Origin of the sequence: Nocardiopsis alba DSM 43377, assembly GCF_000341225.1 — a bacterium.
GTDB lineage: Bacteria > Actinomycetota > Actinomycetes > Streptosporangiales > Streptosporangiaceae > Nocardiopsis > Nocardiopsis alba.
In genome coordinates, this window is the sequence record NZ_ANAC01000019.1 from 24,995 (window position 1) to 51,590 (window position 26,596).

The window sequence follows — 26,596 nt, forward strand, 5'->3', positions numbered from 1 at the left end:
GCCGGAGGTCCTCTCAGTGGACGCCGGAGCACTGTGACCGCCGACATCTGGGAAGCTGGTGACATGCCTGAAGCACCGCATGTCGTCGTGGTCGGGGGCGGGGTCTCCGGACTCACCGCCGCACACCGTCTCAACGCCCGGGGGATCACCACCACCGTGCTGGAGGCCGCCGACGTTCCGGGGGGCAAGCTGCGCGCCTCGCCGGTGGCCGGGGTGCCGGTCGACGCCGGGGCCGAGGCGGTGCTCGCCCGCAGGCCCGAGGCCGTGGACCTGTTCTCCGAACTCGGTCTGGACGACAGGGTCGTGCACCCCGGACCCGGCTCGGCCGCCATCTACAGCCGTGGCCGGATCCGCTCCCTGCCCAAGGGGCAGCTCATGGGCGTGCCCGGCGATCTGAGGGCCCTGGCCCGGAGCGGGGTGCTCTCGCCCGCGGGCACCCTGCGCGCCGCCCTGGACCTGGTCTGGCCCGGTACCCCGGTGCGCTCGGACGTGCCGGTGGCCTCCTACGTGGGGATCCGGATGGGCCGGCAGGTCGTGGACCGACTCGTCGAGCCCCTGTTGGGCGGTGTCTACGCCGGCCGAGCCGACGAACTCTCCCTCGACTCGGCCCTGCCCCAGATCGCCCCCATGGCGCGGAGCGATCGCTCCCTCATGCGGGCCGTGCACACCAGTCTCAAGGGGCGGGGCGCCGCCCCCACCAAGGCCGGTCCGGTGTTCGCCTCCCTGCGCGGCGGCGTCGCCACACTCGTGGACGCCCTGGTCGAGCGCCAGAAGGACCTGCGGATCGGGACTCGGGCGCGGGCCCTGGAACGGACCTCCCGGGGCTGGAGCGTTCGACTGGAGGGCGCCGAGAGGCGGATCGAGTGCGACGGCGTCCTGTTGGCCTGCCCGGCCCCGGAGGCCGCGCGCCTGCTCGCCGACACCGAGCCCGCCGCCGCCCGAGACCTCCGCGGGGTCGAGTACGCGAGCATGGCCCTGGTGACCTTCGCCCTGCCCGCCTCGGCCTTCCCCGCGCCCCTCACCGGAACCGGCTTCCTGGTGCCGGCGGGGGAGGGGCTCACCATCAAGGCCGCGACCTTCTCCAGCAACAAGTGGCCCTGGCTCGCCCGAGAGCTGGATAGGGTCGACCCCGGTGCCGACCTGGTCGTCCTGCGCTGCTCCATCGGACGTTTCGGGGACACGACCGTCCTGCGCCGTTCCGACGAGGAACTGGCCGCGGCGGCCTTGGCCGACCTGGCCGTGGTCACCGGCCTGAACGGCGCTCCCGTGCAGACCCGCGTCACCCGTTGGACCGACGGACTGCCCCAGTACGGGGTCGGACACGCGGGACGGGTGGAACGCGTGCGGACGGCCGTGGAGCGCCACGACGGGCTCGGCGTCTGCGGCGCCGCCTACGGAGGGGTGGGCATCCCCGCCTGTGTCGCCGACGCGGGCCGCGAGGCCGCGCGGTTGGCCGACACGCTCATCGACCACAGCAACACCGGTCTCGACGCCTCGGGCGCCGAGGGAACGAACCAGCAAGGAGACAACCCGTGACGGGCCAGCAGAACGAGGCGGTCGCCCAGGACGGCACCGACCTCAACGAACTCATCCGCTACACCATGTGGTCGGTCTTCAAGATCGACTCCCTGGAGGGCGTGGACCGCGCCGCCGCGGCCGAGGAGCTCCAGGCCCTCCTGGACAAGGCCGCCGAGCAGGGCGTCGTCACGCGCGGCGCCTACGACGTCCAGGGCTTCCGCGCCGACGCCGACATCATGTTCTGGTGGGTGGGTCGGACCCCGGAGCAGGTGCAGTCCATCTACTCCGACTTCCGTCGCACCCTCATCGGTCGCGCCGCCACCCCCGTGTGGTCGGTCGTGGGTCTGCACCGGCCCGCCGAGTTCAACCGCGGCCACGTGCCGGCCTTCCTGGCCGGCGAGGAGCCCCGCGAGAACATCTGCGTGTACCCCTTCGTGCGCTCCTACGAGTGGTACCTGCTGCCCGACGACGAGCGTCGCGCCATGCTCGCCGAGCACGGCCGTATGGCGATCCCGTATCCGGACGTGCGGGCCAACACGGTCTCCTCGTTCGGGCTCAACGACTACGAGTGGCTGCTCGCCTTCGAGGCGGACGAGCTGCACCGCATCGTGGACCTGATGCGTCATCTGCGCGGTGCCAAGGCGCGTCTGCACACGCGCGAGGAGGTGCCGTTCTACACCGGTCGGCGTAAGAGCGTGGCCGAGCTGGTCGACTCCCTGCCGTAGGCCACCACCGGGTACGACGACGGCCCCCGCGCTCATCGAGCGCGGGGGCCGTTCGGGTCCGTGGGGCGGTCACTCGACCCGGGACGCCTCCCGACGGGTGGCGATCACGTAGAACGGGATCGTGACGATGAACAGCAGCACCAGGGCGCTCATGAGGTAGATGAGCGCGTCTCCGGCCGGCAGCCCCAGACCCCAGGCGACCATGAGGACCACACCGGTGCCGAGCATGCCCAGCACCACGTAGGCCTTGCGCCCCTTGGGCTTGGGGTACTCCATCCGGCTGACCATCAGCCAGGCCACGAGCAGCACCGCGGCCACGCCGACCAGGAGCGGCGGGTCGAGCAGCACGATCGTCACCACGGCCATCGCCCCGAAGGGGCACGGCAGTCCGGTGAAGTAGTCGGCGCCCGGAGCCTGACAGGAGAACCGGGCCAGTCGCACGATCACCGCGAGCAGGATCGCGCCGGCCGCCGCCACCGGCAGCGTCCAGGTACCGCCGGAGATGGTGCCCCACACGACGAAGAAGAACGCCGGGGCGACACCGAAGCTGATCACGTCGGCGAGGTTGTCCAACTCCGCGCCCATGCCGCTGCCGCCCAACTTGCGGGCGACCCGTCCGTCGAGCACGTCGAGCGAGGCGGCGATCATCATCAGACCCACGGCCGTGGCCATGGCGGTCTTGGGCAGAGGGCCGGACGCCCCGGCCGCCAGGTGCGCGCTCTGCGCGGCGGCCAGCGCGCACACGGCCAGGAAGCCGCACAGGGCGTTGCCCAGGGTGAGGTAGTCGGCGATCCCCAGGCGGAGCCGGGGGGCCTCCTCGGACACCTCGGCGGGTTCGGGCGCGCGAGCGGTGTCAGTCGGCGTCAAGGCGGGTTTCCCCGGCGCGGACCTTCTGGCCGATCTCCACCGCCGGGGCGACACCGGACGGAAGGTAGACGTCGACGCGTGACCCGAACCGGATGAGCCCGATCCTCTCGCCTTGCTCGACCTTCTGCCCCGCAGCGAGATACGGGACGATACGCCTGACCATCGCGCCGGCGATTTGAACGACCGTGATCTCACCGATCTCGGTTTCAAGGGTCCAGATGACGCGCTCATTACGCTCGCTGTCCTTGTCGAAGGCGGGCCGGAAACCCCCGGGGCGGTGCTCGACGCCGGTCACGACTCCGGCGAGGGGGGCACGGTTGACGTGCACGTTGAGTGGGTTCATGAAGACCGCGATCCGCGTGCGCCCGTCGGACCGGTGGTCGACGCTCTGGACGACACCGTCGGCCGCGGACAGGACCCGGCCGGTCGCCGGGCCGCGGTTCGGGTCGCGGAAGAACCAGGTCATCCCCGCGGCGAGGCCGATCACCGGGGCGGCGATCAGCGCGCGGGTACGGGAGCCCCGGGCGGCGATGGCGGCCGCTCCCGCGGCGCCGAGAGCCGGGATCAACCAGGGGGCCGACCCCTGGGCCATGCCCAGACGCGGACGCGCCGCCGGGCGGGGGGATGCGGAGGAGGAAGGTGAGTCGTCGGTCATCGGGCACTTTCGTCGCGGGTCGGTCTGGTCGCCCGCACATCGGTCTTCGCTGTGAGGGGTGGGCCCTGCCGGGGCGGGTCCGCCGGCGCGTGGGTCTCTCTCCGGTGGGGCGCTCTCTCCGCGCGCCCTCCGGTCGACGAGGGCCGAACGTCGGTGCGCTGGTGAGATTATCCCCGATCACTCGGGGCGGGGGAGCCGGGGAGGTCCCGGGTATCCCGCGTATCGCGGCCGTGGCCACGGGGATACCCGCCGAACCAGGATGGTAAGCCTACTCCGTGGGTTCGAGGGTGAGCGCTACGGAGTTGATGCAGTAGCGCTCGTCCGTGGGGGTGTCGTACCCCTCACCGCGAAAGACGTGTCCCAGATGGGAGTCGCAGGTGGCGCATCGCACTTCGGTGCGGATCATGCCGAGGGAGATGTCCTCGTGCAGGGTCACGGCGTCGGTGTCGGCCGGGTCGAAGAAGCTGGGCCACCCGCAGTGGGAGTCGAACTTCTCGTTCGAGCGGAACAGTTCGGCCCCGCACCCTCGGCAGCGATAGACACCGGTGGTCTTGGTGTCGACGTACTCACCGGTCCAGGGACGTTCGGTGGCGGCCTGACGGAGTACCGCGTACTCCATCGGGTCGAGGCGCTCCCGCCACTGCTCGTCGGTCCTGGGCAGGTCCTCGGGTCCCCCGCCGTTCTCGTGCGGGGCCCGGTCCGATGCGTCAGCCATGGAGAAGACGCTACCCGGAATCGGGTCCGGATGCCGACCCGCTGTCAATTGGTGTGAAAAGGGTCAACCAGTTCAGACCAAGGTAAATCATCCTTAGCGGCTACATACGCCTAACTTCACCTTTGGTGACGTTCGCTGGTGATTCATGCGGGTACGGGCTTCGCACAGGGGACAGTGGCCGAAGCACACGGGGCAGGTGACATGGCTGTTACGGCTCAACAGGCACTCGGAGTGAACAGGCGACCACTGCGTGTGGGAAGGGTCCGCTACGGGCTGTGGTGGTTGGACCAGGCGACGGTGGGCGTCCGGAATCGGGCGCGCGCGGTCACCGGGGGGACCGCCGCCGTGGGGCGGGAGTTGCGCTGGGCCGCCGAGCTCAGCGCCCGCAGCACACTGGCCGGGGTCGACCACGTCAGACCCGAACCCTGGAGCGACCGAGGTCTCCTCTGGTTGTTCGGTGGCATCTCCATCGCCGCGGTGGCGGTGGCGGTCCTCCTGGGGTTCGGAATGGCGCACTGGGCGATGACCTCGTCCGGTGCCACGCTGTTCGCCGCGGCGGGGGCCGTGGCGGTGGGAGTCGTCCTCCTGCCGCTGGCCTACCTGGTCTTCGCCTCCAAGCGGCGGGGCCGCCGATAGGGCAGGACGTACGAACGACGGCACCGAGGAACGGAAAGACGATACGAGCGCGGTGGAGGGGCCTCCCGAGAGGGGAGCCCCTCCTTCGCGCGAGGGGGAGCGGGATCAGGCGTCGAAGTCGTACTGGAGCACGTACGCCGAACCGTCCATGACGATCTCGTTGAACTCCACCGGCCGGTGGTCGTCGGTCAGGGCGGTCCGGGCCATCTCCAACACGGGCGTCCCCGGGAACAGGGTCAGATCGCGGGCCTCCTCGGGGGTGGGCATACGGACCCGGATCTCCTCGGTGAAGCGGGCCGGCGCGTGCCCCGCCTCGGCCAGCCGGGCGTAGATCCCGCCGGGGCCGCTGTCGTGGGCGCGTACCCGTCGCGCGGACTCGGAGTCCTCGTCGCCCTCCCACAGGGCCCGCGGAAGGTGGGACACGGCGCTCTGTACGGGACGGCCGTCGACGAGATAGCGCCGAGAGCGTCGGATCACCCTGCTGGCCCCGGGCAGGTCCAGGGCGCGCAGCACGTGATCCTCGGGTACCACCTCGTCGACGATCAACCCCTCCACCTCGTAGCCGCGGGTGTCGCTGTCGGTCCTCCAGATCGCCCGTCCCGACCCCCAGTTCTCCTTGGACAGGCGACGGGCGCCGTGCCTTCTCAGAGGACGGAACAGGCGCACGTAGATGCCGGAACCGCGCACGGCCACGGCCAGCCCCTCGTTGGTGAGCACCGAGAGCGCCTGTCGAGCGGTCGCCCGCGCGATCCCGTACCGCTCCATGAGGGCGTTCTCCCCCGGAAGACGGTCGCCGTCGGCGTATTGTCCGGAGCGGATCCGTCCTCGAATTTCCTCGGCTATCTCCCTGTAGACCGGGGCTGATCCGTTTTCGGACGTCGACACCACGTTCATCCTCTCGCCCAGGGGGACCACACCGGTGAGCCCCGTCGATGCGGCGCGCCCAGTAACAGCTCTCGGGTGGACGGCACACCACGGGTATGTCCGATTGCGGGAGGGTTCATGCGTCATTGTGGGACGACCGGAACGGAGTGGTGATGGAGGTGTTCTCAGGGGAATACATCATTCCCTGACGTAACGGGCGAACAGATTCCCCTCGTTCTCCAGAAGGTGCGCCAAACGCAGAGGGACGTTCTCCTGCGAAAGGTGTCCGGCCTCCCCGGCCGCCGGCGGAGGGGCCGCCACGATCCGGGGCGAACCCACGCCCAGAAGACGCGGGCTCGTCGTCAGACACAGTTCGTCCAACAAACCCGCCGCGACGAACTCCCCGAGCAGGTGCGGGCCCCCTTCCGTCAGCACCCGGTACAGACCCCGCTCGGCCAACGCCCGAACGATGTGGGCGGGGCGTACGGACACGTCGTCGACGATCACGACGTCGGCGTGCGCAGAGACGCGTTCCAACCGTTCGATCGGGGCGTCGGCGACGGTGAACACGATGGTGCGCGCGTCCTCGGGGGCGGTCTCCAACAGGGCGTCGTCCAGTTCGAGCGAACGGGTGACCACCGCGATCCTCGGGGTCGCCGGACGCCCGGCCCGGAGTCGCTCCCACACCTCGCGGGGGCGGACCGGACGGTAGCCCTCCTGCCGGGCGGTCGCGGCGCCCACCACCACGACGTCGCACAGACCGCGCAGGACGCCCATGATCCGACGGTCGGGGGCCGAGGACAGGTCGCGGCTGCGCCCCGACGGTCCGATGGCACCACCGTCGGCGCTGGCGACCATGTTGGCGCGGACCCAGGGCCGGTCCGAGACCGGCGGATAGGCGTAGGCCTCGGCCGGATCGACGTCGACCCGGCCGGGGACGGGCAGGAGTTCGCGAAGGCTCGCGGGGCTCGAGGCGCCCCCCGCGTCGTGTGTGCTCGACATGGTCACCCAGGCTAACGGGGAGGCCCTCCCCTCCGGGGCGCACGGGGCGCACCGGAGGGGCGAGGACGGGTCAGGCCCTGCGGTGCGCGGCCCGACGCAGCAGGATCAGGGCCCGGTCGATCACCCGGACCGGGCCACCGGCGGGGATCGGCGGACGTCCCACCACGTCCGGATCGGCGGTGTCCAGGATCGTCTCCCAGCTCATGCCGTACGCGGTCCCCGGCAGTTTGAACTCCACCGGCTCGGGACCGTTGTTGAGCAGCAGTACGAACGAGTCGTCCCGGATGGGGCGGCCGCGTGTGTCGGGTTCGGTGATGGCGTCCCCGTTGAGGAACACGCCCAGGGCCCGTTCCGGATCGTTCCAGTCGGGCCCCTCCATGGTCGACCCGTCCGGGCGCAGCCACGAGATGTCGGGGAGCCCGTCCGAGCCGGCCCTCCCGCTCTCGATCGGGCTGCCCCGGAAGAAGCGGCGGCGTCGGAACACCGGATGTTCGCTGCGCAGTCGGGCCAGCCCGCGCACGTAGTCCAGGAGGTCGTTCTCCGGGTACTCCCCGGCCAGGCCCGCGCCCTCCCAGTCGATCCAGGCGATCTCGTTGTCCTGGCAGTAGGCGTTGTTGTTGCCCTTCTGCGTACGTCCGATCTCGTCGCCGTGCGAGAGCATCACCACGCCCTGGGACAGGTACAGGGTGGCCAGGTGGTTGCGCACCTGTCTACGGCGCAGGGTGAGGATGGCCGGGTCGTCGGTGGGTCCCTCCACCCCGTGGTTCCAGGACCGGTTGTCGTCGGTCCCGTCCCGGTTCTCCTCGCCGTTGGCCTCGTTGTGCTTGTGGTCGTAGGAGACCAGGTCGGCCAGGGTGAAGCCGTCGTGGCAGGTGATGAAGTTGATCGAGGCCACGGGGCGACGCCCGTCGTCCTGATACAGGTCGCTGGAGCCGGCCAACCGGGAGGCCAGCTCGCCCTTGACCGGCTCGCCGCGCCAGAAGTCGCGCACGGTGTCGCGGTACTTGCCGTTCCACTCCGTCCACAATGGCGGGAAGTTGCCGACCTGGTAGCCGCCCGGCCCCACGTCCCAGGGTTCGGCGATCAGCTTGACCTGGGAGATCACCGGATCCTGCTGGACGATGTCGAAGAACGTGCTCAGCCGGTCCACGTCGTGGAACTCTCGGGCCAGCGCCGAGGCCAGGTCGAAACGGAACCCGTCCACGTGCATCTCCAGGACCCAGTACCTCAGGGAGTCCATGATGAGCTGGAGCGAGTGCGGGTGCCGCACGTTCAGACTGTTGCCGCAGCCGGTGTAGTCGAGGTAGTAGCGCTGGTCCTCGTCGGAGACCCGGTAGTAGCCCAGGTTGTCGATACCGCGCCAGGACAGGGTCGGCCCCATGTGGTCGCCCTCGGCGGTGTGGTTGTAGACCACGTCGAGCAGCACCTCGATGCCCGCCTCGTGCAGCGACTTCACCATCGCCTTGAACTCCTGGACCTGTTGCCCTCGGGAACCGAGCGCCGCGTAGCCGCTGTGCGGGGCCAGGAAGGCCAGGGTGTTGTACCCCCAGTAGTTGGTCAGCCCGCGCGCCACCATGGCGTGCTCGGGAACGAAGTGGTGGACGGGCATGAGCTCGACCGCGGTCACCCCCAGCGAGGTGAGGTAGTCGATCATCACCGGGTGGGCCAGCCCGGAGTAGGTCCCCCTCTGGTGTTCGGGGATGCCCGGGTGGCGCATGGTCAGGCCGCGCACATGGGTCTCGTAGATCACCGTCCGGTGGTAGGGGGTGCTCGGGCGAGACTCGTTCCCCCAGTCGAAGAACGGGCTCACCACCACACATTTGGGCACGTAGGGGGCGCTGTCGGCGGTGTTCTTACGGGTCGGATCCGTGAAGTGATAGCTGAACAGAGATTCGTGCCAGGTGAGCTCGCCGTTGAGCGCCTTGGCGTAGGGGTCGGTGAGCAGCTTGTTCGGGTTGCAGCGCAGTCCGTGCTCGGGCGCGTAGGGCCCGTGTACGCGGTATCCGTATTGTTGGCCCGGCCCCACGCCGGGCAGGTAACCGTGCCATACGAAACCGTCGTATTCGGTCAGGGATATTCGGGTCTCCGTCCCCTCGTCGTCGAACAGGCAGAGGTCCACCTGTTCGGCCGCTTCGGAGAAGAGGGAGAAATTGGTCCCGGAACCGTCGTAGGTAGCACCGAGCGGATAGGGGCTACCAGGCCAGACTTCCACCATAGGCGTCGTCAGTCTCTTGAGTGTCGGGGCCCTGGATGGGCGTTTTCAGTTGCGACATCTTCCTTCCGCCTTGAGCACGGAAGTATGCCGAACTGGGCCGATGATCTTCTTCGACGACCGTTCCGGGTTTTGTGTCCTATATGTGAATGATGGACGATTTCCTAAGAGAAAAAGGAAATCGCCTTTTCCGTTCGATGCGATTCGATCAGGAACGCGGCCTGGCCCGCTCCAGGATCGCCTCGGTGTCCACACCCCGGGGCAGGGTGCCGAACACGTGCCCCCACTCCCCGTCCAACCGGCTGCGGGTGAACGCCTCGGCCACCGGGGACGGCGCGTGGCGCAGCAGGACCGACGCCTGTAGGGCCAGCGCCATCAGCTCCACCACCGAACGCGCCCGGAAGGCCATCTCCTCCGTGTCGCCCAGGGTCCGCCTCAGCCGCTTCAACGTGTCGTCGTAGCGCCGGTCGACCCCCTCGGCCTCGCCCAGCTCGGAGAGGAAGGCCTCCACCGCCTCGGGGGAGCGGGACATCGCGCGCAGCACGTCCAGCGCGGCCACGTTCCCCGATCCCTCCCAGATGGAGTTGAGCGGCGAGTCGCGGAACAGTCGCGGCATCCCGGACTCCTCCACGTAGCCGTTGCCGCCCAGACACTCCAGGGCCTCGGCCGCGTGGGCGGGCTGGCGCTTGGTCACCCAGAACTTGCCCACGGCCACCCCCAGGCGACGGAAGGCGGTCTCGCGCTCGTCACCGCGCACGGAGCGGTCCACCGCGCCCGCCAGACGCGTCATCAAGGCGGTGGCGGCCTCCGACTCCAGTGCCAGGTCGGCGAGCACGTTGCGCATCAACGGCTGCTCCACCAGAGGCGCCCCGAAGGCGCCGCGCGTGCGGGCGTGGTTCAGCGCGTGCACCACGGCGGCGCGCATCCCCGAGGCCGAACCGATCACGCAGTCCAGCCGGGTGCTGTTGACCATCTCGATGATGGTGGGCACCCCGCGTCCCGGCTCGCCCACCATGTACGCGACCGCGTTCTCGTACTCCAGCTCGGCGGAGGCGTTGGACCGGTTGCCGAGCTTGTCCTTGAGCCGCTGCACGAACAGCGCGTTGCGGGTACCGTCCTCCAGGACCCGGGGCACGAGGAAGCACGTGGGCCCCTCGGGGGTCCGCGCCAGGGTGAGGAACAGGTCGCTCATGGGCGCGGAGGTGAACCACTTGTGCCCGGTGAGCAGGTGGTGCCCCTCGGAGGTGGGCACCGCGCGCGTGGTGTTGGCGCGTACGTCCGAGCCGCCCTGCTTCTCCGTCATGGACATGCCGGCGATGAGACCGCTCTTGCCCGCCGGGGGACGCAGCCCGAAGTCGTAGGTGCGGGAGGTGAGCAGCGGCTCGTACCGTTCGGCCAGCTCCGGGGCGTGACGCAGCGCCGGGACCGCGGCGTAGGTCATCGAGATGGGGCACCCGTGCCCGCTCTCGGGCTGCGACCACAGGAAGAACTTCGCCGCCCGGGCCACGTGCGCGCCCTCCCGTTCCTCGGCCCAGGGCGCGGCGTGCAGACCGTTCTCCACGGCCTGGTCCATGAGCACGTGGTAGGCGGGCTGGTAGTCGACCTCGTCCACACGGTTGCCGTAGCGGTCGTGCGTGCGCAGCACCGGCGTGTAGGTGTTGGCGGCCTCGCCCCAGGCACGGACCCGCTCGGATCCGGCGGCGACGCCGACGCGGCGCACGTCCGGTTCGGCCCAACCGGCGCCCTCGCGCCGCAGCCCCTCCAGCAGGGCCGGATCCTCGGCCGCGTCGTAGTCGCCGAGCGGGGCGGCCTGGTTGAAGACCTCGTGAGTGGCGGGCATACCGGCTCCGTTCCTGGGTCGGGCGGCGGACGGGTGACGGGCATCCTATCCGTCCGCCGCCCGTGAACCCGAATCAGGTTCGGTCATGTGGGGGAGACGCCTCGCCGGCTCACGGCCAGAGCAGCCCGCGCCGCCAACCCGACCCCGCCCGCTCGTACCGCAGGCGGGTGTGCCGACGGTCCGGATCGGCCTGCCAGAACTCCACCCGCGTCGGACGCACCAGGTACAGCCCCCAGTCGTCGGGCGCCAGGTCGGGGTCGGCCCTCAACCTCTCACGGCTGCGTTCGGCCGTGCGGTGGATCTCCGACAGTTCGTCGAGGGGTTCGCTCTGCCGTCCGTGCAGACCGGCCACCCTGCCCTCCAACGGCCGGTTCCGGAAGTCGGCCGCCCGGGCCTCGGCGTCGGCGAGTTCGGCCCGACCCGTTACCCGCACCTGGCGTCCTCGCGGACCCCAGAAGAACAACAGGGCCACGTTCGGGTCGTCCGCGAGGTCGCGCCCCTTGGCCGAGGTCGTGGTGGTGGCGAACCACCAGCCCTCGTCGGTGAGGTCCTTCAGGATGAGGACCCGCGCCGAGGGGACCCCGTCCGCGTCGACGGTGGCCACCGTCATCGCGTGGGGCTCGTCCACCTCGGTCGCCACCGCGTCGGCGAACCATTCCCGGAACAGCTCCAGCGGATCCTCCGGCGCCGAGCCGGGATCGAAGGAGCCCAACGGCCCCGCGAACACCTTCAGCCCCCGCAGCAGGTCCCGCATCCCCTCGCCCATCGTGCCCCTTCCGTCCGGTCGATGTCCGTCCGTCGAACCTATCGAGGCCTCGGTGACGGAAGTGTCGTAGGCGTCCCGAAGAATCCCCTCGCACCCTTCGCACCACGAGGAGACACATATGAACAGCGACACCACCGCCCCCACGGGACCGGACCCGGACTCCCTGCTCGTCGGGATGTACCGGGACCCCTACTTCCCGGACCACCTCGTGGACCGCGGCAAGGCGATCCTGCTGCGCCTGAGCGCGCGGATCGAGGCCGAACGCCCCGCCGACCTCGACGCGCTGTACGTCCTCACCCACGCGGCCACCGAGGAGTTCAACGACCTGGAGGAGGAGTTCGGAGCGGCCGGCAGCGAGATCGAGACCGTGGCCAGGGACGAGATCGGCGAGTCCTTCCGGCGGGTGGCCACCGCACACGGGTTCCACGACGCCGATCCCGAGGAGCTCATCGCGCCCCGCGAGTGGTGAATCACCGGAAGGGCGGTGCCCGCCTCGCTCGAACGTCGACGACATGGCGTTCGACCGTCCTTCCACGCGGCCGCCGGGGGCGCCGACCCCGCCCGGTTTCGCACCTCGTGTCCTCGATACGATGCCCTGGCCGTGGCGTCTCGGTCCATGACATCCGGTGACGGGACGACCGGCGTGGGGATCGGAGCGGGAAGAGGAGACCATGACGGACGCGGAACCTCCCGAACGCTCCTGGTGGCTGTGGTCCCTCCTGGGCAGCGTCGTGCTCACCCACACCGCACTCAACCTCGCCCGACCCCTCATCTCCTATCGGACCATCGCGGTGGGCGGCGACGCCGTCGAGGTCGGCCTGGTCACGGCGGCCTACGCGCTCCTGCCCCTGCTCATCGCGGTCCCCTTGGGGCGTTCCATCGACCGCTCGGCGCGCATCGCCTGGATCGTCGGCCTGGGCGCGGCCGTCCTCGCGTTGGGCGGGCTGTCCCTGGCGCTCTCCGGCGGACTGTTCGGGATCGCCCTGGCGAGCACGATCGTCGGCGTCGGCCACCTGCTGTGCATGGTGGCCGGACAGGGCCTCATCGCCCGATACTCGCGCCCCGGCCACCTGGACCGCGACTTCGGCTGGTTCACCGCGGCCGCCTCCCTGGGCCAACTCGTCGGTCCCCTCATCTCGGGCGCCGTCCTCGGAGACACCTCCGGCGCGGCCCTGCTCTCGGCCACCTCCGTCGCACTGGTCGTGGCCGGGGTCACCGCCGCGCTGGGCGTCCTCCCGTTGCTGCCGCTCGCGCGGCTGAGACCGTCACGGCGCGCCGCGGACCGGCGAGACACCCCGCCGGTGCCCACCCGCGACCTGCTGCGACAGCGCGGCATGCCCTCCGCGCTGCTCACCAGCCTGGCCCTGCTGTCGGCGGTCGACATCCTCACCGCCTTCCTGCCGCTCATCGCGGAGAGTCGGGGCATCTCCCCGATGCTGGTCGGCGTCCTGCTGAGCCTGCGCGCGGGCTCCTCCCTGCTCTCCCGCCTGATCCTGCAAGCGCTGTTGCGCCGCTGGTCGCGCGGGACGCTCATCGTGACCAGCACCTTCGTCGCCGCCGTCGCCCTGGCCCTGGTCGCCCTGCCCACGGGAGGCTTCGCGGTCCTGGCGGTGGTGCTGGTCCTGGGCGGGTTCCTTCTGGGCCTGGGACAGCCCCTGACGATGGCCGAGGTCGCCACCCTGGCCCCGGAGGGCTCTCGCGGGGCCGTCCTGGCGCTGCGGGTCTGGGGCAACCGGTTGGGCCAGGTGGCCATCCCCGCCGCGGCGGCGGGGGTCGCCGGAGCGGTGGGGGCTCCCGGAGCCCTGCTCTTCTCCGCCGGGGTCCTGCTGATCGCCTCGGTCACCGCCCTGCGCTCGGGCTCCGGAGACGCCGAACGGGCGGCCGGGGAAGAGCCGCCCGTCCGACGTCCCGCCGAGGGACGTCCCCGAAGAGGGTTCAGGTCACGCCGTACGGAGAGGTGACCATGGCGTCGTACCTCTCCCACACCACCTCGGCGAGCTCCGGAGCGTCGCCCAGGGCCTCGGAGACCACGGAGGCCCCCGCCGCCACCGAACGTTCGCGCACTCGGTCGGCGAAGTACCCCGGGGCCAAAAGGTAGGTGGAGACCACCACCCGTTCGGCGCCGTCCGCCAGCAGTGCCGCGACCGCCTCGTCCGGAGTGGGGGAGGAAGCGGAGGCGTAGGCCGCCCGCACCTCGCGCCACGGCCCCCGTTCGGCGAGCAGGCGGCCCAGTTTCGCCACCACGGCGTCGGCCTCCGGATCGCTCGAACCCGCCGAGGCCAGGACCAGCGCCGTCCCAGGATCGGCGGACGCCCCGGCCTCGGCCAACCGGCGCTCCACCGCCTCCGGCAACAGCGGATGAGGTCCCAGCGTGTCGGCGTAGTGGACGCGCAGCCACGGACTCCGTTCCCGGACCCCTGCCATGGCCCGGGGCAGGTCCACCTTGCTGTGGAAGGCCGCCGTCAGCAGGGCCGGCAGGACCACGACCTCGCCCGCGCCCTCCGAGGCGAGCCCCTCCAGGGCCTCCTCGACACCGGGCTCGACATGGTCCAGGTAGGCCAGACGCACCTCCGTCCCGGGACGCAGGGCGCGCACCCGGGAGAAGAGCGCCTCGACCGCCGCTGCCGACCTCGGATCGCGGCTGCCGTGCGCCACCGCCAACAGCGGCACCGAGGAGACCGTGCTCTCGCCCCGGGCGCTCATACGTGGATCCCGCATTCGGTCTTGCCGGTCCCGGCCCAGCGGCCGCTGCGCGGATCCTCGCCGGGCGCGACCCGCCGAGTGCACGGCTCACAGCCGATGGAGGGGTAGCCGTCGTACTGGAGCGGGTTCACCAGCACACCGTGTTCGCTCATGTAGGCGTCCACCTCCTCCTGGGTCCACCGGGCGATCGGATTGACCTTGGTCATCCGGCGCCGCCGGTCCCACTGCACGACCGGGGTATCGCGTCGTGTCGCCGCGTCCTGCCTGCGCAGCCCGGTCAACCAGGCCGAGTAGGGTTCCAGCGCCTTGCGCAGCGGCTCCACCTTGCGCAGGTGGCAGCAGATGCCGGGGTCGCGGTTGTGCAGCCTCGGGCCCAGGGCCAGGTCCTGCTCGGCCACGGTTCGCACCGGCTCCACGTTGACGAGGTTGATGTCGTAGATGGACGCGACGGCGTCACGGGTACCGATGGTCTCGGGAAAGTGGTATCCGGTGTCCAGGAAGATCACGTCGATCCCCGGGACCGCCTTGGAGACGATGTCGACCATGAGGGCGTCGGCCATCGAGGAGGTCATGCACAGCCGGTCGCCGAAGGTCTCCGCGGCCCAGAGGACGATCTCCCGGGCCGTGGCCTCCTCCAGCTCCCGGGCCGCGCGCTCGGCCGACTCGGGACCTCCGGGGCGGGTGATGGTGGTGCTCATACGTTCCCTTCCATCGGTCTGGACGCGGCGCCGTCCGAGGAGAACGACGCCGATCGCAGGCCCACGTACTTGACCCGGAACACCCGGGCGCAGGACAGGCAGGCCCAGGGGTAGCCCTCGCCCTTGACGGCGGCCCCCTCCTCGGGCACGAGGTCCTCGTCGCCGCAGTAGGGGCAGTAGTAAGGTGCGGCCCTTTCGGACACGACGCACCTCTCCTTCCGATCGGGCCCGGCCCCGACGATCCGGGGCCGGGAGGGTCCCCGGGCGCGGGCCCGGGGACCCGAGGTCACTTGAGGTCGGAGTCGTCGGCGCGGGCGGCCCACGCGGCGAAGTTCTCGTCGTCCTTACGCTGCTCCTGGAAGCGTCGGAGGACCCGTTCGACGTAGTCCGGCAGATCATCGGCGGTGGTCTTCAGACCGCGGATCTTCCGTCCGAAGGACTGCGTGAGCCCCATTCCGCCACCCAGATGGATCTGGAAGCCCTCCACCTGTTCGCCCCGCTCGTTCAGGACGAGCTGCCCCTTGAGGCCGATGTCGGCGACCTGGATCCGGGCGCAGGAGTTCGGGCAGCCGTTGACGTTGATGGTGACCGGCTCCTCGAAGTCGGGCAGCCGCCGCTCCAACTCCTCGATCAGGGTCGCGGCCCGATCCTTGGTCTCCACGATCGCCAGCTTGCAGAATTCGATGCCGGTGCAGGCCATCGTCTGACGACGGAACACGCTCGGTCGCACCTCGAAGCCCTCGGACTCCAGCGCCGCGGCGATCGAGTCGACCCGGTCCTCCTCGATGTCGAGGATGACGAGCTTCTGATCGGGGGTGGTACGGATCCGGTCCGATCCGTGCTCCTCGGCGATCGCGGCCACCCGGAGCAGCGAGCCGCCCGAGACCCGGCCGACCTTGGGCGCGAAGCCCACGTAGTACCTTCCGTCGCGCTGACGGTGCACGCCCACGTGGTCGCGGCGCACCCCCGGGTCGAGCACGGGGGCGGGACCGTCGGGCAGTTCGTAGCCGAGGTACTCCTTCTCCAGGACCTCGCGGAAGCGCTCCGTGCCCCACTCCTTGATCAGGAACTTGATCCGGGCGCGGGTCCGCAACCGGCGGAAGCCGTAGTCACGGAAGATGGAGCACACTCCGGCCCAGACCTCGGAGACCTGTTCGGGCCGCACGAACGTCCCCAACCGCCGGGCGAACATCGGGTTGGTGGACAGGCCGCCGCCGACGAAGAGGTCGTAGCCGACCTCGCCCGCCTCGTTCCGGACCCCCACGAAGGCCACGTCGTTGATCTCGTGGTTGACGCAGTGCGAGGTGCACCCCGACAGGGAGGTCTTGAACTTGCGCGGCAGATTGGAGAAACGGGGGTCGCCGATGTGCTCGTCGTAGATCTCCTGGATCTGCGCGGTGGGGTCGATGACCTCGTCCTCGGCCACGCCGGCCAGCGGACAGCCCATGATCACCCGAGGGGTGTCGCCACAGGCCTCGGTGGTGGAGAGTCCCACCGACTCCAGCTTCTCCCAGATCGCGGGCACGTCCTCGACCCGGATCCAGTGGTACTGGACGTTCTGTCGGTCGGTGATGTCGGCGGTGTCGCGCCCGTGGTCGCGGGAGATCTCGGCGATCGCGCGCAGTTGGGCGACGCTCAGCCGGCCGCCGTCGATGCGCACGCGCAGCATGAAGTAGCGGTCGTCGAGTTCCTCGGGCTCCAGCACGGCGGTCTTGCCGCCGTCGATGCCGGGGGCGCGCTGGGTGTAGAGCCCGTACCAGCGGAACCGGCCTCGGAGGTCGGCCGGGTCGATGGAGTCGAACCCGCCCTTGGAGTAGATGTCGATGATCCGATCGCGGACGTTGAGCCCGTCGTCGTTCTTCTTGTTCTCCTCGTTCTTGTTCAGCGGCTCGCGGTAACCGAGGGCCCATTGGCCCTCACCACGGGTGCGCCGGGGCTTGGCGGCCACGGGGGCCTTGCCGGGCTGCGCGGAAGAGGGAGGCATCGCGGGTGTCTCCGATGGGGTCGCGGGGTGCCGGGGTCCCGGCGCCCGCACCGCAGACCCGTAGACACCGCACGTCGTCGTGGTCGGTGCTACGGGTACGAGATCCGCGTGTACAGGAGTTTCGAGGGGGGAGCGCCGGGGCCGCCGGCACCCACTGGCTCACAGGGGTGCGTAAAGGCGGCGAGGAACTAACCGACGCTGCGACAGATGGCGCTGCTGACCCGCTGGAAGTCCACGTGGCGGCGCACGCGGAGCATGGGGTCCAGAGCAGCGATCATGAAGCGAGAATGTCACGCCCCCGTGTCCTTGTCCAGATGTGCCCGCCCGAGGGAGACGTGGGTCACGTCCGGAGGCGGACGCGTCCGCTCCTGTCGGGGCCGCCGCGGCTCCCGATAACGTTCTCCTTGTGGTGGGTTTCTGGGAGGGTCTCTGGCGTACGACCGACGCGTGGTTCCGGCGGCATTCGGTGTTCCACAGTGGTCTACTGCTGATCCTGCGCACCCTTCGAGCCCTGTCGCGTTCACGCGTGATCGGGCTGGCCGCCGAATCGGCCTTCTTCGCGCTGATCTCCCTGCCCGCGCTCCTGCTGTGCCTGTTGGGCGCCCTGGGGCCGTTGGCGGCGGTGTTCGGCGAGGGTCTCGTGGTGGAGATCCGCGAGTGGATGCTGGACCTGGCCGCGCGGGTCCTGACCCCGAACACCGTCGAATCCGTGGTGGAACCGCTGGTCGACGACTTCCTCGGCGGGGTCCAGGGCGGTCTGCTGTCGGTGACCTTCCTGGTGTCCCTGTGGTCGGGGTCGCGGGCGATGAACGTGTTCATCCGCTCCATCACGATCTCCTACGGGCTGGACGAGCTGCGCGGCTGGATGGGGCAGCGGGTGCTCGCCTTCTTCGCCTACCTGGGCGGGCTGTTCTTCGCGGTCCTGGTGCTGCCGATCATGGTGTCGGGTCCCGACCTCGTCCATGAGCTGTTGCCGGTCACCGTGGGCTGGCTCAACCTCCTCTATTGGCCGATCGTGGGTCTGTTGGTCACGACCGCCGTCACCCTCCTGTACGCGCTCAGCGTGCCGGTGCGCACCCCGCTGTGGCGTCACCTGCCGGGCGCGGTCCTGGCCACCGTGGTGCTCTTGGGCGGGTCGGCGCTTCTGCGCTCCTACCTGGACGCCTCCTTCGGTCAAGTGAGCATCTACGGTTCCCTGGCCGCGCCGATCGCGATCCTCGCCTGGCTGTACGTCATGGCCATCGCGGTGTTGGTGGGTTCCTCGCTCAACTCCGAGATCGACGCGATGTGGCCGACCATGCGGACGGCGGCGGCCCGGGCCGAACTCGCCAACCGCCACTTCGAACGCGCGGACCGTATGGCCCAGCGCAGGGAGCAGGCGGTCATCGACACGATCAACGACCACAACGGGCGCTGACCGCGCGGGCTCGGGGCCGTGCCGTGGAGGCGTCGCAGACGTGCCCGTAGGTCCTCGGAAACTCCGGGTGGCCGGATCCGGCCAATTTCGGCGTGAACCGAGGTGTCTTTTGGGGTGTCCACACCAGAGTCGATGGATGTGGGAGAACGGGACCATCCGCAGGTGGGAGATGGTTTTCGCAGGTCAGTGGAGAGGTGGCCGAAAAACCGATGGGAGAGGTGCGAACCATGACCGATTCTCGGGCATCCGATCAAGTCGGCCGGTTCCGGTGAGGATCAGTATGATCGCGTGCAGCACCGACGACGTATGCGCCGCACCCTCTTGTTCGGTCTTCTCGCCGAGCCGCCGCCGAACGTCATCGCCGACCACGATTCCCCTGCTCCCGTATACGAACAGGTCCATGTTCCACATGCCTTCGGAGGCACCATGAGCCGGGCGTCCCGTCCGGGACATCCCGGACCCACCGCCGTCATCGTCATCGCTCCGGACGAGCGCACCGCCGAGATCGTCATCGAGGGCCGCCGCCAGGTCGTGTCCGGCCAGGCACCCAAGGACACCAGACGGGCCGCGCTCGACGTCGCCACCGGTCACGCCGCGCGGATCGGCGGGCCGGTGCTCATCGACGCGCGCGACGCCAACGGCTACTGGCGTCTGGTCGCGACCCCGGACGGGGTCGTCCGGGCCGCCGATCCGCCGCCCCCGGGGCCCGCGCCGAACACGACACCGCCGGTCCCGGAGAAGGCCGGTGGCGGGCGCAAGCGCGTGTTCGTCATCGTGGGCGCCGTGGTACTGGCCCTGGCCCTCATCGGTGGTGTGGGCGCGGTCGTCCTGCGCTTCCTTCCGGACTCCACGACCACGGCCTCCGAAGCCGGGGAGGACGAGCCCACCTCAGACGGGCCGATACTGGATCACCCGGCCCCGCCCGGTTACGCCACGACGGTCGAGATCACCGAGGAACTCGCCCCCGACACCCTCCCCGGTGTCAGCGGCGACGGCGAGAACCTCGTCTACATCGACCCGGCCGAACGCCTCAACCTGCTCAACGCCGATGGCTCGCGCGAATGGTCGGTGAACCTGCCCTTCGAAGCGGCGGAGGTCCTCGGCAGTCCCCGTTTCGTGGAGTACGACGGAGCCCCCCACGTCGCGATCGAGACCGCCGGGGCCCTGTGGTTCTGGCCCGCGACGGGCGGCAACGCGGGCAATATCGAGCTCAGGGAGGCGGCCTCCGCCCAGTACGCCGGTTCCGGGGTGCTGGTGCGCGGCGATGACAGCGCCTACGTCCCGATCGACGGCGAGCTCGAGGAGATCGACACCCCGGGCGGTTCCGGGGCGATGCTCGCCGAGGACGGCCGTGCGCTGGCGGGCGTGCTCCGAGGCCCCTGGCACTGGGTCGCCCCCGACGAGGACCCCCGGAAGGTGGAGCCGGAGGAGCCCGAGGGCGCCGGCGACCTGGACTCCATCATGACCTTCATCCGCGGCTACGCCATCGTCCTCTGGGAGATGGAGGAGGGCGACGACCTCCTCCTGGCCTTCCACGACAACATCGACGGTTCGGTGCTCGGCACCGCCGAGGTCGACCCGGACGACCTGGAGGACGTGCGCCACCGCACCGGACCTCTGGGGTCGGAGCTGGCCGCCTACGGCCCGGTGCTCTTCGAGCCCGGCAGCGGCGAGACCACCGTGCTCCCGGGTTTCGAACCCGAGATCGCCATCGGTGAGCGGATCTTCGGCGAACTCGACGGGACCCGAGTGGCGGTCGACGCCTCGGGCGAGACCGTCGAGGTCCCCGAGGACGCGGAGATGCCGCGCGGGCTGCTCGGCGACCGCGCCGTCGTGGTCCGTGAGGACCACCTCTATGCCATCCCCCCCGAATAGTTCAGTACACCAGTGAAAGAAAGGAGCGGGATGTCCCCTAAGAAGCGGGTATTCACCGTTACCGCGGCCGGTCTGTTCATGGCCGGTTTCTCCGCCGGTCCGGCGTTCGCCGACACGGTGGACGAGATCGCCCCCGAGGTCGCCGAGGCCCCCGCGGTCGAGACCCCCGAGGTGGAACCCCTCTCGTTCGAGGCCCCCGCCGTCGAGACCCCCGTGCTCGACCTGGCCCCCGCGGTCGAGGAGGCGGTCACCACGCTTCCCGAGATCGCTCCGGTCGACCTGCCGCTGCCGCCCGTCTTCGACCCCCCGGGTGACGACGACGGCGAGACCCCTCCGCCCGGCGAGACCCCTCCGCCCGGTGAGACCCCTCCGCCCGGTGAGGACGAGGACGAGGACGAGGGCGACGGCGGCGAGGGCGAGACCCCTCCGCCCGGCGAGACCCCTCCGCCCGGTGAGGGCGAGGAAGAGGAGGAAGAGGAAGAGGAAGAGGACAACGGTCAGACTCCTCCGCCCGGTGAGGGCGGGGAAGAGGAGGAAGAGGAAGAGGACAACAATCAGACTCCTCCGCCCGGTGGGGAAGAGGGGCAGACTCCTCCGCCCAGTGACCGGACCGGTGGTGATGAGACCGGCGGTGACAAGACCGGCGGTCAGTCCTCGAACACGACCACCTCCGCCTCCTCCTCGTCCTCCACGACGACGGAGAGCGCCTCCGACCCGGACCTCGCCGCGACCGGCGTCGACCTGTCGGGCTTCGTGCTCGGCGGCGCCATCGTGGCCGGTGTCGGCGCTCTGGCCCTGTGGGCCGGAAGCCGCCGTCCGGGCATGGTCATCGAGTAACACCACGCTCCGCCCCGTGGCGACACGGGACGAAGCGCGGGCCCCGATCTCCTCCTCGGAGGTCGGGGCCCTTTCGTATGCGCGACGGGACGCCTCAGGAACGGGGGCGCAGGGCGGGTGCCAAGAGGAAGGCGGCCGCGCCTCCGGCGGCGATCACCCACAGGGCCGAGCCCAGCCCCGCCGAGTCGGCGAGGAACCCCACGGCCGGTGGGAAGGCCAGGAAGCCCGCCCGACCCAGCCAGCCCACCACGGTCACCCCGTCCCCGGTACGGACTCCGGGCACGTTCCCGGCGGCGGTCAGGGTCAGGGGGAACAGGGTGGAGACCCCCAACCCTAGGACCCCGAAGCCGACGATCGCTGCGGCCGGATGCGGCAGGGCCAGGGCCAGGGCCATGCCACCGGCGGCGAGGAGACCACCGCCATGGCCGACCGCCACGGCTCCGAAGCGGTCGGTCAGTCGGTCCCCGAACAGCCGACCGACCGTCATCATCGTCTGGCAGGCCACGAACGGCATGGCCGCGAGGAACAGAGGGGCTCCCAGCTCGGTGCTCATGTACACCGCGCCCCAGGAGGCCGCCGAGTCCTCGATGCCGCCGGCCATCATGAGCAGGATCCCGAGGGCGGCGAGCAAGAGGATCGCGCGGGGCGGCACGCGGGTGCGGCCGCCGTTCCGGCCGCCGGTCCCGTCCTCGCGCTCGCTGTTCTCCGGCCCGGGCAGGAGCATGCGTCCGATCGACAGGTTGACCGCCACCAGGATCGCGGTCACCCCGCCCAGGTGCCACAGGATCGGTACCCCGCTCCCGGCCATGGTCGCGCCGAGCAGGCCCCCGGCGACCGCGGCCATGCTCCAGACCGCGTGGAAGGTGTTGATGATGCTGCGTCGGTAGCGCCGCTGGACCCGGAGCCCGTGCGAGTTCTGGGCCGAATCGGTCCACGCGTCCGCGCTTCCCATGACGAACAGGGTCGCGGCGAGCATCCACCAGTTCTGGGCCAGCGCGATGAATGGAAGCGCTCCCAGTGAGAGTAGACTCGTCGCCACGGCGGTGGGACCGCTGCCGAACCGATGGATGAGAGGACCGGCGAGCATACCCGTCAGGATCGCTCCGAACGGCATCGCCGCGATCGCGAGCCCCAACTCGGCGTTGCCCAGCCCCAGGTCGTCCTTGATCACGGGGAGCCAGGGCACCGCGTTGGTGTAGGTGAACCCGTTCACGAAGAACAGGGTCGACACCGCGATCCGCGCGCGCCTGGCGTCGGGCGGCGGGGCGGTCGGTGTCTCGGTCCGGGCGTTCACAAGCGGCTCCCACGGTGGTCTCGGTGCGGGCAGATGCTATCCAGTCCCGCGTTCGGGTGAACAGGGGGCGGGCACGAACCTCGCGCCATGGGCTTGCCAAGCGGGACGGAGGTGTCTTACATAGGGAGACCCCGTCGTCCAGTGTCCAGGAGGCCGATCCCGGCACCGCCCCCGAACCCCTCGCGCCCCGCGGCCCGCTCCCGCGTGCGGCCCCCGTCCGCCGAACCTCTCCCGGACCGTGCCCGCACCCGGCCCCGGTCGAACCGGAAGATCCGCATGATCAATACGAGCGCACTGCGAGAAAAACCCACCCTCATCGGCGAGAACGTGCGTTTGGTGCCCCTGGGGCCCGAACACACGGATTCCTATTTCTCGGCGGGCCTGGACACGGAGGTCCGCAGACTCATGGGCGCCCACGGTCATCCGACCTACGAGCAGGCCCGGAAATGGTGTGAGAGCAGAGCGGACAGGGAGGACCGGCTGGACCTGGCGATCACCGCCCCCGAGGACGGACGCTACCTCGGCGAACTCTCCCTCTACGACGTCTCCCCGGAGAACGCCTCGGCCGGCTACCGCATCGCCCTCTCGGCGATCGAGTTCACCGGCCGAGGGCTGGGGCGGGAGGCCACACGGCTGGTCCTGCGCCACGCCTTCGAGGAGGTGGGTCTGCACCGGATCTGGTTGCACGTGTACGCCTTCAACATGCGCGCCATCGCCGTCTACCGCTCCTGCGGTTTCTCGGTCGAGGGTCGCCTGCGCGACTCCCTCCTCTGGGAGGGTCGCAGGTACGACTCCCTGCTGATGGCGGTGCTCCGCGACGGTTTCGACCCCTCCTGACGGGGGCGGACCGAAGGGGCACGTGGGGACCTCGGGTTCCAACCCGCGTGCGGCGGGGTATGCCGCTAGCACTGTTTCCAGCAGCTCACTCCGGACAGGCGGAAGGAGCGGTGCCGGGCCTCACGGTCCGGTGCCGGTGAGGACATGAACCCGGTACCCGTTTCCCTGCCCTTCGCCGACCGCGCCGAAGCGGGACGGCGCCTCGCGGAGCGTGTGCGCGCCCACGCGGTCGACGATCCGCTCGTGCTGGCCCTGCCCAGGGGCGGTGTCCCCGTGGGCGCGGAGCTCGCCCGCGCCCTGGGGGCGGACTTCGACGTGCTCGTGGTGCGCAAGATCGGTCTTCCCGGCCATCCGGAGACCGGTGTGGGCGCCGTCTCCGAGGACGGTCGCGTCCTCTACGACGATCTCGCCCTGGCCCGTATGCACATTCCGCGTCAGGCCCTGTCCGACACCGTGGCCTCCGAACGCGACGAACTCGATCGCCGACGTCGGACCTACCGGGGCGAACGCCCTCTGCCGCGGATCGCCGGACGCGACTGTGTGGTCGTCGACGATGGCGCGGCCACCGGCGGCACCGCGCGCGCGGCGCTGAGGACGGTACGCCAGGCCGGGCCCGCCCGACTGATCCTGGCGGTGCCGGTGGCCTCTCCGGAGGCGGTGGAGCTCCTCCGCGGCGAGGTCGACGCCCTGGTGGTGCTCGGCGCCCCGGACAACTTCCGCTCCGTGGGGGAGTGGTACCGGGAGTTCGGCCAGCTCTCCGACGAGAACGTCACGTCGACGCTCTTCGAGGTCGAACGCTCGCGGCCCAGGTCCGAGGTGGCCAGGGCGGTGCGCGTCCCCGCCGGTCGGGCCTACGTCGACGGAGACCTGACCATGCCGGAGGAACTGCGGGGCGTGGTGGTGATGGCCTTCGACCACGGTCGGGTGGATCCGCGCGGGCGGGCGATCGCCTCGGCTCTGCGGCGGGCGGGTTACGCGACCCTGCTGGTGGATCCGCCGGACGAGGAGGAGGCCTCGGCGGAGTGGCCCGCGGCGGTGGTGACCTGGCTGAGACGGGCCACCGACGCGGCCGGCGAACCTCTGGGGATCCTGTGTTCGGGGGCCACGGCGGCGTCCCTGCCCCTCGCGGCGGCGGCGCTGCCCGAGGACGTGGCGGGGATCGTGGTCCATGGGGGCCGGATCGATCGGGCGGGGGAGGCCCTGTCCGGGGTACGGGCGCCCACCCTCCTTCTCGCGGAGAGCGGGGACGTCTCCGCTCGGGAGGCGGGGGAACGGGCCCGCGCCCTTCTGGGCGGACCGGTCGAGTCGGCCGTGGTCTCGGCGCCCGAAGGGGACGGGGAGGCGTGGCGCGAGGTCGCGGTGCGGACCCTGGACTGGTTCGACCGTCATCTCACGCGGGGCTCCGGGTGAACGGATGATCGTGTCCGGGAATATGTCTTCCTGGTCGGACATTCGATGGGGCCCGAAGGGCTTTCGAAGACAGAAGACCCGCGGCGCCCTCGACGTTCGTCGTCGGGGCGCCGCGGGTCATCGGGCCGGGGCCGTGTGGGAAGGGATCCGCGCGGGGGACTCGTGGGTCCTAGGCGGCGTTGGCGCGTCGCATGCGGCGACGACGCTCGGAGGCGCGCTCGTCCTCGTTCAGGCCACCCCAGGTCCCGTACTTCTCCGGACGCGAGATCGCATAGTCCAGGCAGTCGGTTCGAACCGGGCAGGCCGCACAGATCTCCTTGGCCTTGCGCTCGCGGATCTCCCGCTCCGGCTGGCGTTCGCCATCGGGGCCGAAGAAGAGCACAAGGTCCTCGCCCCGGCACGCGGCGGCATCCTGCCACCCCCAGCTCGGGCGGGGGCGCAGCGCGGCCTGCCGACGTACCTGAGACATGCTTGAACCACCTCTACTGAAATCACTAGTAAGCTGTCGTAAAAAGCTTCAGTCACCGAAAGTCGGTCATGCGGCGCGAGACACCCCGCACGACGCAAACGTCGAGCGGTGCTGGCGTTGTTCCCCGGTGTGGTTGAGACCACGAGAAGCGCCACCACAGAGGCGAAGCCTGCCGATGATGGGGTGCTCTCACACGAACGGCCGCGGAGGCGGTGACGGCCTCCGTCCGAGCCGGTACGTAATCATGCCATCCCCACTCCCGATCGTGCACGGGGGGTGGGGAAATTACTCGTCCAACCGTTACCGAAACCTGATGGCTGACATCTGGTTTGCTGGTTTTTGTCCGAGTTTGTCGCAGATCACGCGAACGACCGTTCCCTGTAGGACACCGCACATCGTATGGGGCTATGTCCCTCCTGCCTAGGGGGTCCCCCTGATGCGCCGATCACATTGTGGACGGGACATCGCTCCGAGATTGGGTTCGACCGTATGTCCTCACCCTCCGCCACCGGCGAGGAGAGGGAGAGGCGGCGTCTCCGGTGACACGGAGCGGCGGTGGCGGCGAGGCCGAGACCCCCGCATGGCGGTCGGACGCACCCGGCGCCGAGACCCCGACCCGCACCCCTCCGCCTCGCCCCCTAGGGGAGGTTCCAGGGAAGAAGAACGGAACAGGTCGTGGTGTCCGAGCGTCCCAGACGATAGAAAACAGGGTGCGTCCGACTCCCGTCCGGGGGTGGACCCATTCCGGGACAGACACAAGGAGACGAATCACCGTGGCCCTCCTGCGGCTCATCCTCAACATCATCTGGCTCTTCGTCGCCGGATTCTGGCTGGCGGTCGGCTATGTCATCGCCGGCATCATCTGCTGTCTCCTCATCGTCACGATCCCCTTCGGCATCGCCTCCTTCCGTATGGCCCGCTACGCCTTCTGGCCCTTCGGTCGCGAACTCGTGCGCAAGCCGGGTTCGGGGGGCGGCTCCACCTTCCTGAACGTGATCTGGGTGATCGTGGCCGGCTGGTGGCTGACCATCGGACACATCACCACCGCCGTCGGCCTCGCCGTCACGATCATCGGTATCCCCATGGCGTGGGCCTCGATCAAGATGATCCCCGTGGCCCTGGCGCCCTTCGGGAACGAGATCGTTCGCAGTGGTCACCCCCGGGAACCCTGGCAGTTCTGACAGAGTTGACCACTCACGGGGTCCGGGCGCATCGAACGGACCCCCTTCCCCGACATCCCCCGCGTACCCATGTGTCCGCTCCGGCCGGAGC

General features: G+C 70.3%; 26 protein-coding genes. 11 read left to right on the forward strand and 15 right to left on the reverse strand.

From position 1 onward, the window contains the following. The first annotated feature begins 63 nt into the window (after window positions 1–63). Window positions 64–1,536, forward strand: a complete 1,473-nt coding sequence (hemG, locus tag D451_RS0119645; RefSeq protein ID WP_026125202.1) for a protoporphyrinogen oxidase — start codon at window positions 64–66, stop codon at window positions 1,534–1,536. Continuing rightward, window positions 1,533–2,243: a hydrogen peroxide-dependent heme synthase gene (gene hemQ / locus D451_RS0119650; protein ID WP_014911538.1), complete on the forward strand. Its 711-nt coding sequence runs from the start codon at window positions 1,533–1,535 to the stop codon at window positions 2,241–2,243. Before hemG ends, hemQ begins: the two co-directional genes overlap by 4 nt. A gap of 69 nt (window positions 2,244–2,312) precedes the next feature. On the opposite strand, the gene pssA is transcribed toward hemQ, so the two are convergent. From pssA to msrB, 3 genes are all read right to left on the reverse strand, one after another. Beyond that, window positions 2,313–3,110, reverse strand: a complete 798-nt coding sequence (gene pssA / locus D451_RS0119655; RefSeq protein WP_014910258.1) for a CDP-diacylglycerol--serine O-phosphatidyltransferase — start codon at window positions 3,108–3,110, stop codon at window positions 2,313–2,315. Continuing rightward, the gene (locus tag D451_RS0119660) at window positions 3,097–3,765 is read right to left on the reverse strand and encodes a phosphatidylserine decarboxylase (RefSeq protein ID WP_017535681.1); all 669 of its coding nucleotides are present in this window, start codon (window positions 3,763–3,765) and stop codon (window positions 3,097–3,099) included. Before D451_RS0119660 ends, pssA begins: the two co-directional genes overlap by 14 nt. A gap of 268 nt (window positions 3,766–4,033) precedes the next feature. Continuing rightward, on the reverse strand, window positions 4,034–4,480 hold the full coding sequence (gene msrB, locus D451_RS0119665; protein WP_014910176.1) for a peptide-methionine (R)-S-oxide reductase MsrB: 447 nt from the start codon (window positions 4,478–4,480) through the stop codon (window positions 4,034–4,036). Window positions 4,481–4,732: 252 nt separating this feature from the next. Between msrB and D451_RS0119670 the strand changes: the two genes are divergently transcribed. Further along, window positions 4,733–5,116: a hypothetical protein gene (locus tag D451_RS0119670; protein WP_017535682.1), complete on the forward strand. Its 384-nt coding sequence runs from the start codon at window positions 4,733–4,735 to the stop codon at window positions 5,114–5,116. 105 nt (window positions 5,117–5,221) lie between these two features. Here D451_RS0119670 and D451_RS0119675 read toward each other — a convergent pair whose 3' ends face one another. The 5 genes from D451_RS0119675 to D451_RS0119695 form a co-directional block, all read right to left on the reverse strand. Continuing rightward, window positions 5,222–6,010, reverse strand: a complete 789-nt coding sequence (locus D451_RS0119675) for a GntR family transcriptional regulator (RefSeq protein ID WP_036568407.1) — start codon at window positions 6,008–6,010, stop codon at window positions 5,222–5,224. 168 nt (window positions 6,011–6,178) lie between these two features. Next, window positions 6,179–6,982 (reverse strand): dihydrofolate reductase family protein, encoded by an 804-nt coding sequence (locus tag D451_RS0119680; protein ID WP_017535684.1) that lies wholly within the window; start codon window positions 6,980–6,982, stop codon window positions 6,179–6,181. 70 nt (window positions 6,983–7,052) lie between these two features. Further along, complete coding sequence (gene glgX, locus D451_RS0119685) at window positions 7,053–9,197, reverse strand: glycogen debranching protein GlgX (RefSeq protein ID WP_017535685.1); 2,145 nt, start codon at window positions 9,195–9,197, stop codon at window positions 7,053–7,055. A gap of 205 nt (window positions 9,198–9,402) precedes the next feature. Further along, a complete protein-coding gene (locus D451_RS0119690; protein WP_017535686.1) occupies window positions 9,403–11,034 on the reverse strand; it encodes an acyl-CoA dehydrogenase family protein in 1,632 nt (543 codons plus the stop codon). Window positions 11,035–11,143: 109 nt separating this feature from the next. Next, on the reverse strand, window positions 11,144–11,800 hold the full coding sequence (locus D451_RS0119695) for a pyridoxine/pyridoxamine 5'-phosphate oxidase (protein WP_017535687.1): 657 nt from the start codon (window positions 11,798–11,800) through the stop codon (window positions 11,144–11,146). 118 nt (window positions 11,801–11,918) lie between these two features. Here D451_RS0119695 and D451_RS0119700 point away from each other — a divergent pair, with 118 nt between their 5' ends. Beyond that, window positions 11,919–12,269: a DUF5713 family protein gene (locus D451_RS0119700; RefSeq protein WP_017535688.1), complete on the forward strand. Its 351-nt coding sequence runs from the start codon at window positions 11,919–11,921 to the stop codon at window positions 12,267–12,269. A 202-nt stretch (window positions 12,270–12,471) separates the two neighbouring features. Beyond that, window positions 12,472–13,761: an MFS transporter gene (locus D451_RS0119705; RefSeq protein ID WP_108914137.1), complete on the forward strand. Its 1,290-nt coding sequence runs from the start codon at window positions 12,472–12,474 to the stop codon at window positions 13,759–13,761. Here the strand turns inward: D451_RS0119705 and D451_RS0119710 are convergent. From D451_RS0119710 to D451_RS28895, 5 genes are all read right to left on the reverse strand, one after another. Next, window positions 13,736–14,518: a sirohydrochlorin chelatase gene (locus tag D451_RS0119710; RefSeq protein WP_017535690.1), complete on the reverse strand. Its 783-nt coding sequence runs from the start codon at window positions 14,516–14,518 to the stop codon at window positions 13,736–13,738. The genes D451_RS0119705 and D451_RS0119710 overlap by 26 nt on opposite strands. Continuing rightward, window positions 14,500–15,201, reverse strand: coding sequence for a phosphoadenylyl-sulfate reductase (locus D451_RS0119715; protein ID WP_017535691.1), 702 nt, complete (start codon window positions 15,199–15,201; stop codon window positions 14,500–14,502). The genes D451_RS0119710 and D451_RS0119715 overlap by 19 nt, the downstream gene beginning before the upstream one ends. Next, complete coding sequence (locus D451_RS0119720) at window positions 15,198–15,404, reverse strand: hypothetical protein (RefSeq protein WP_026125204.1); 207 nt, start codon at window positions 15,402–15,404, stop codon at window positions 15,198–15,200. The genes D451_RS0119715 and D451_RS0119720 overlap by 4 nt, the downstream gene beginning before the upstream one ends. A gap of 83 nt (window positions 15,405–15,487) precedes the next feature. Then, window positions 15,488–17,185, reverse strand: a complete 1,698-nt coding sequence (locus D451_RS0119725) for a nitrite/sulfite reductase (RefSeq protein WP_017535693.1) — start codon at window positions 17,183–17,185, stop codon at window positions 15,488–15,490. A gap of 188 nt (window positions 17,186–17,373) precedes the next feature. Next, a complete protein-coding gene (locus tag D451_RS28895; protein WP_017535694.1) occupies window positions 17,374–17,463 on the reverse strand; it encodes a putative leader peptide in 90 nt (29 codons plus the stop codon). Window positions 17,464–17,591: 128 nt separating this feature from the next. Between D451_RS28895 and D451_RS0119735 the strand changes: the two genes are divergently transcribed. The 3 genes from D451_RS0119735 (at window position 17,592) to D451_RS0119745 (ending at window position 21,314) form a co-directional block, all read left to right on the forward strand. After that, window positions 17,592–18,602, forward strand: a complete 1,011-nt coding sequence (locus tag D451_RS0119735; RefSeq protein WP_026125205.1) for a YihY/virulence factor BrkB family protein — start codon at window positions 17,592–17,594, stop codon at window positions 18,600–18,602. A 306-nt stretch (window positions 18,603–18,908) separates the two neighbouring features. Beyond that, complete coding sequence (locus D451_RS0119740; protein WP_017535696.1) at window positions 18,909–20,477, forward strand: hypothetical protein; 1,569 nt, start codon at window positions 18,909–18,911, stop codon at window positions 20,475–20,477. 30 nt (window positions 20,478–20,507) lie between these two features. After that, window positions 20,508–21,314, forward strand: a complete 807-nt coding sequence (locus D451_RS0119745) for a hypothetical protein (RefSeq protein ID WP_026125207.1) — start codon at window positions 20,508–20,510, stop codon at window positions 21,312–21,314. 94 nt (window positions 21,315–21,408) lie between these two features. Here D451_RS0119745 and D451_RS0119750 read toward each other — a convergent pair whose 3' ends face one another. Continuing rightward, window positions 21,409–22,608, reverse strand: coding sequence for an MFS transporter (locus tag D451_RS0119750; protein ID WP_014913499.1), 1,200 nt, complete (start codon window positions 22,606–22,608; stop codon window positions 21,409–21,411). A gap of 276 nt (window positions 22,609–22,884) precedes the next feature. On the opposite strand from D451_RS0119750, the gene D451_RS0119755 reads away from it, so the two are divergent. After that, on the forward strand, window positions 22,885–23,445 hold the full coding sequence (locus tag D451_RS0119755; RefSeq protein ID WP_014911833.1) for a GNAT family N-acetyltransferase: 561 nt from the start codon (window positions 22,885–22,887) through the stop codon (window positions 23,443–23,445). Window positions 23,446–23,589: 144 nt separating this feature from the next. After that, window positions 23,590–24,855, forward strand: coding sequence for a phosphoribosyltransferase family protein (locus tag D451_RS0119760; RefSeq protein WP_017535697.1), 1,266 nt, complete (start codon window positions 23,590–23,592; stop codon window positions 24,853–24,855). Window positions 24,856–25,024: 169 nt separating this feature from the next. On the opposite strand, the gene D451_RS0119765 is transcribed toward D451_RS0119760, so the two are convergent. Next, the gene (locus D451_RS0119765) at window positions 25,025–25,324 is read right to left on the reverse strand and encodes a WhiB family transcriptional regulator (RefSeq protein WP_017588640.1); all 300 of its coding nucleotides are present in this window, start codon (window positions 25,322–25,324) and stop codon (window positions 25,025–25,027) included. A gap of 773 nt (window positions 25,325–26,097) precedes the next feature. On the opposite strand from D451_RS0119765, the gene D451_RS0119770 reads away from it, so the two are divergent. Further along, window positions 26,098–26,505, forward strand: coding sequence for a YccF domain-containing protein (locus D451_RS0119770; protein ID WP_014913110.1), 408 nt, complete (start codon window positions 26,098–26,100; stop codon window positions 26,503–26,505). The last annotated feature ends 91 nt before the right edge of the window (window positions 26,506–26,596 follow it).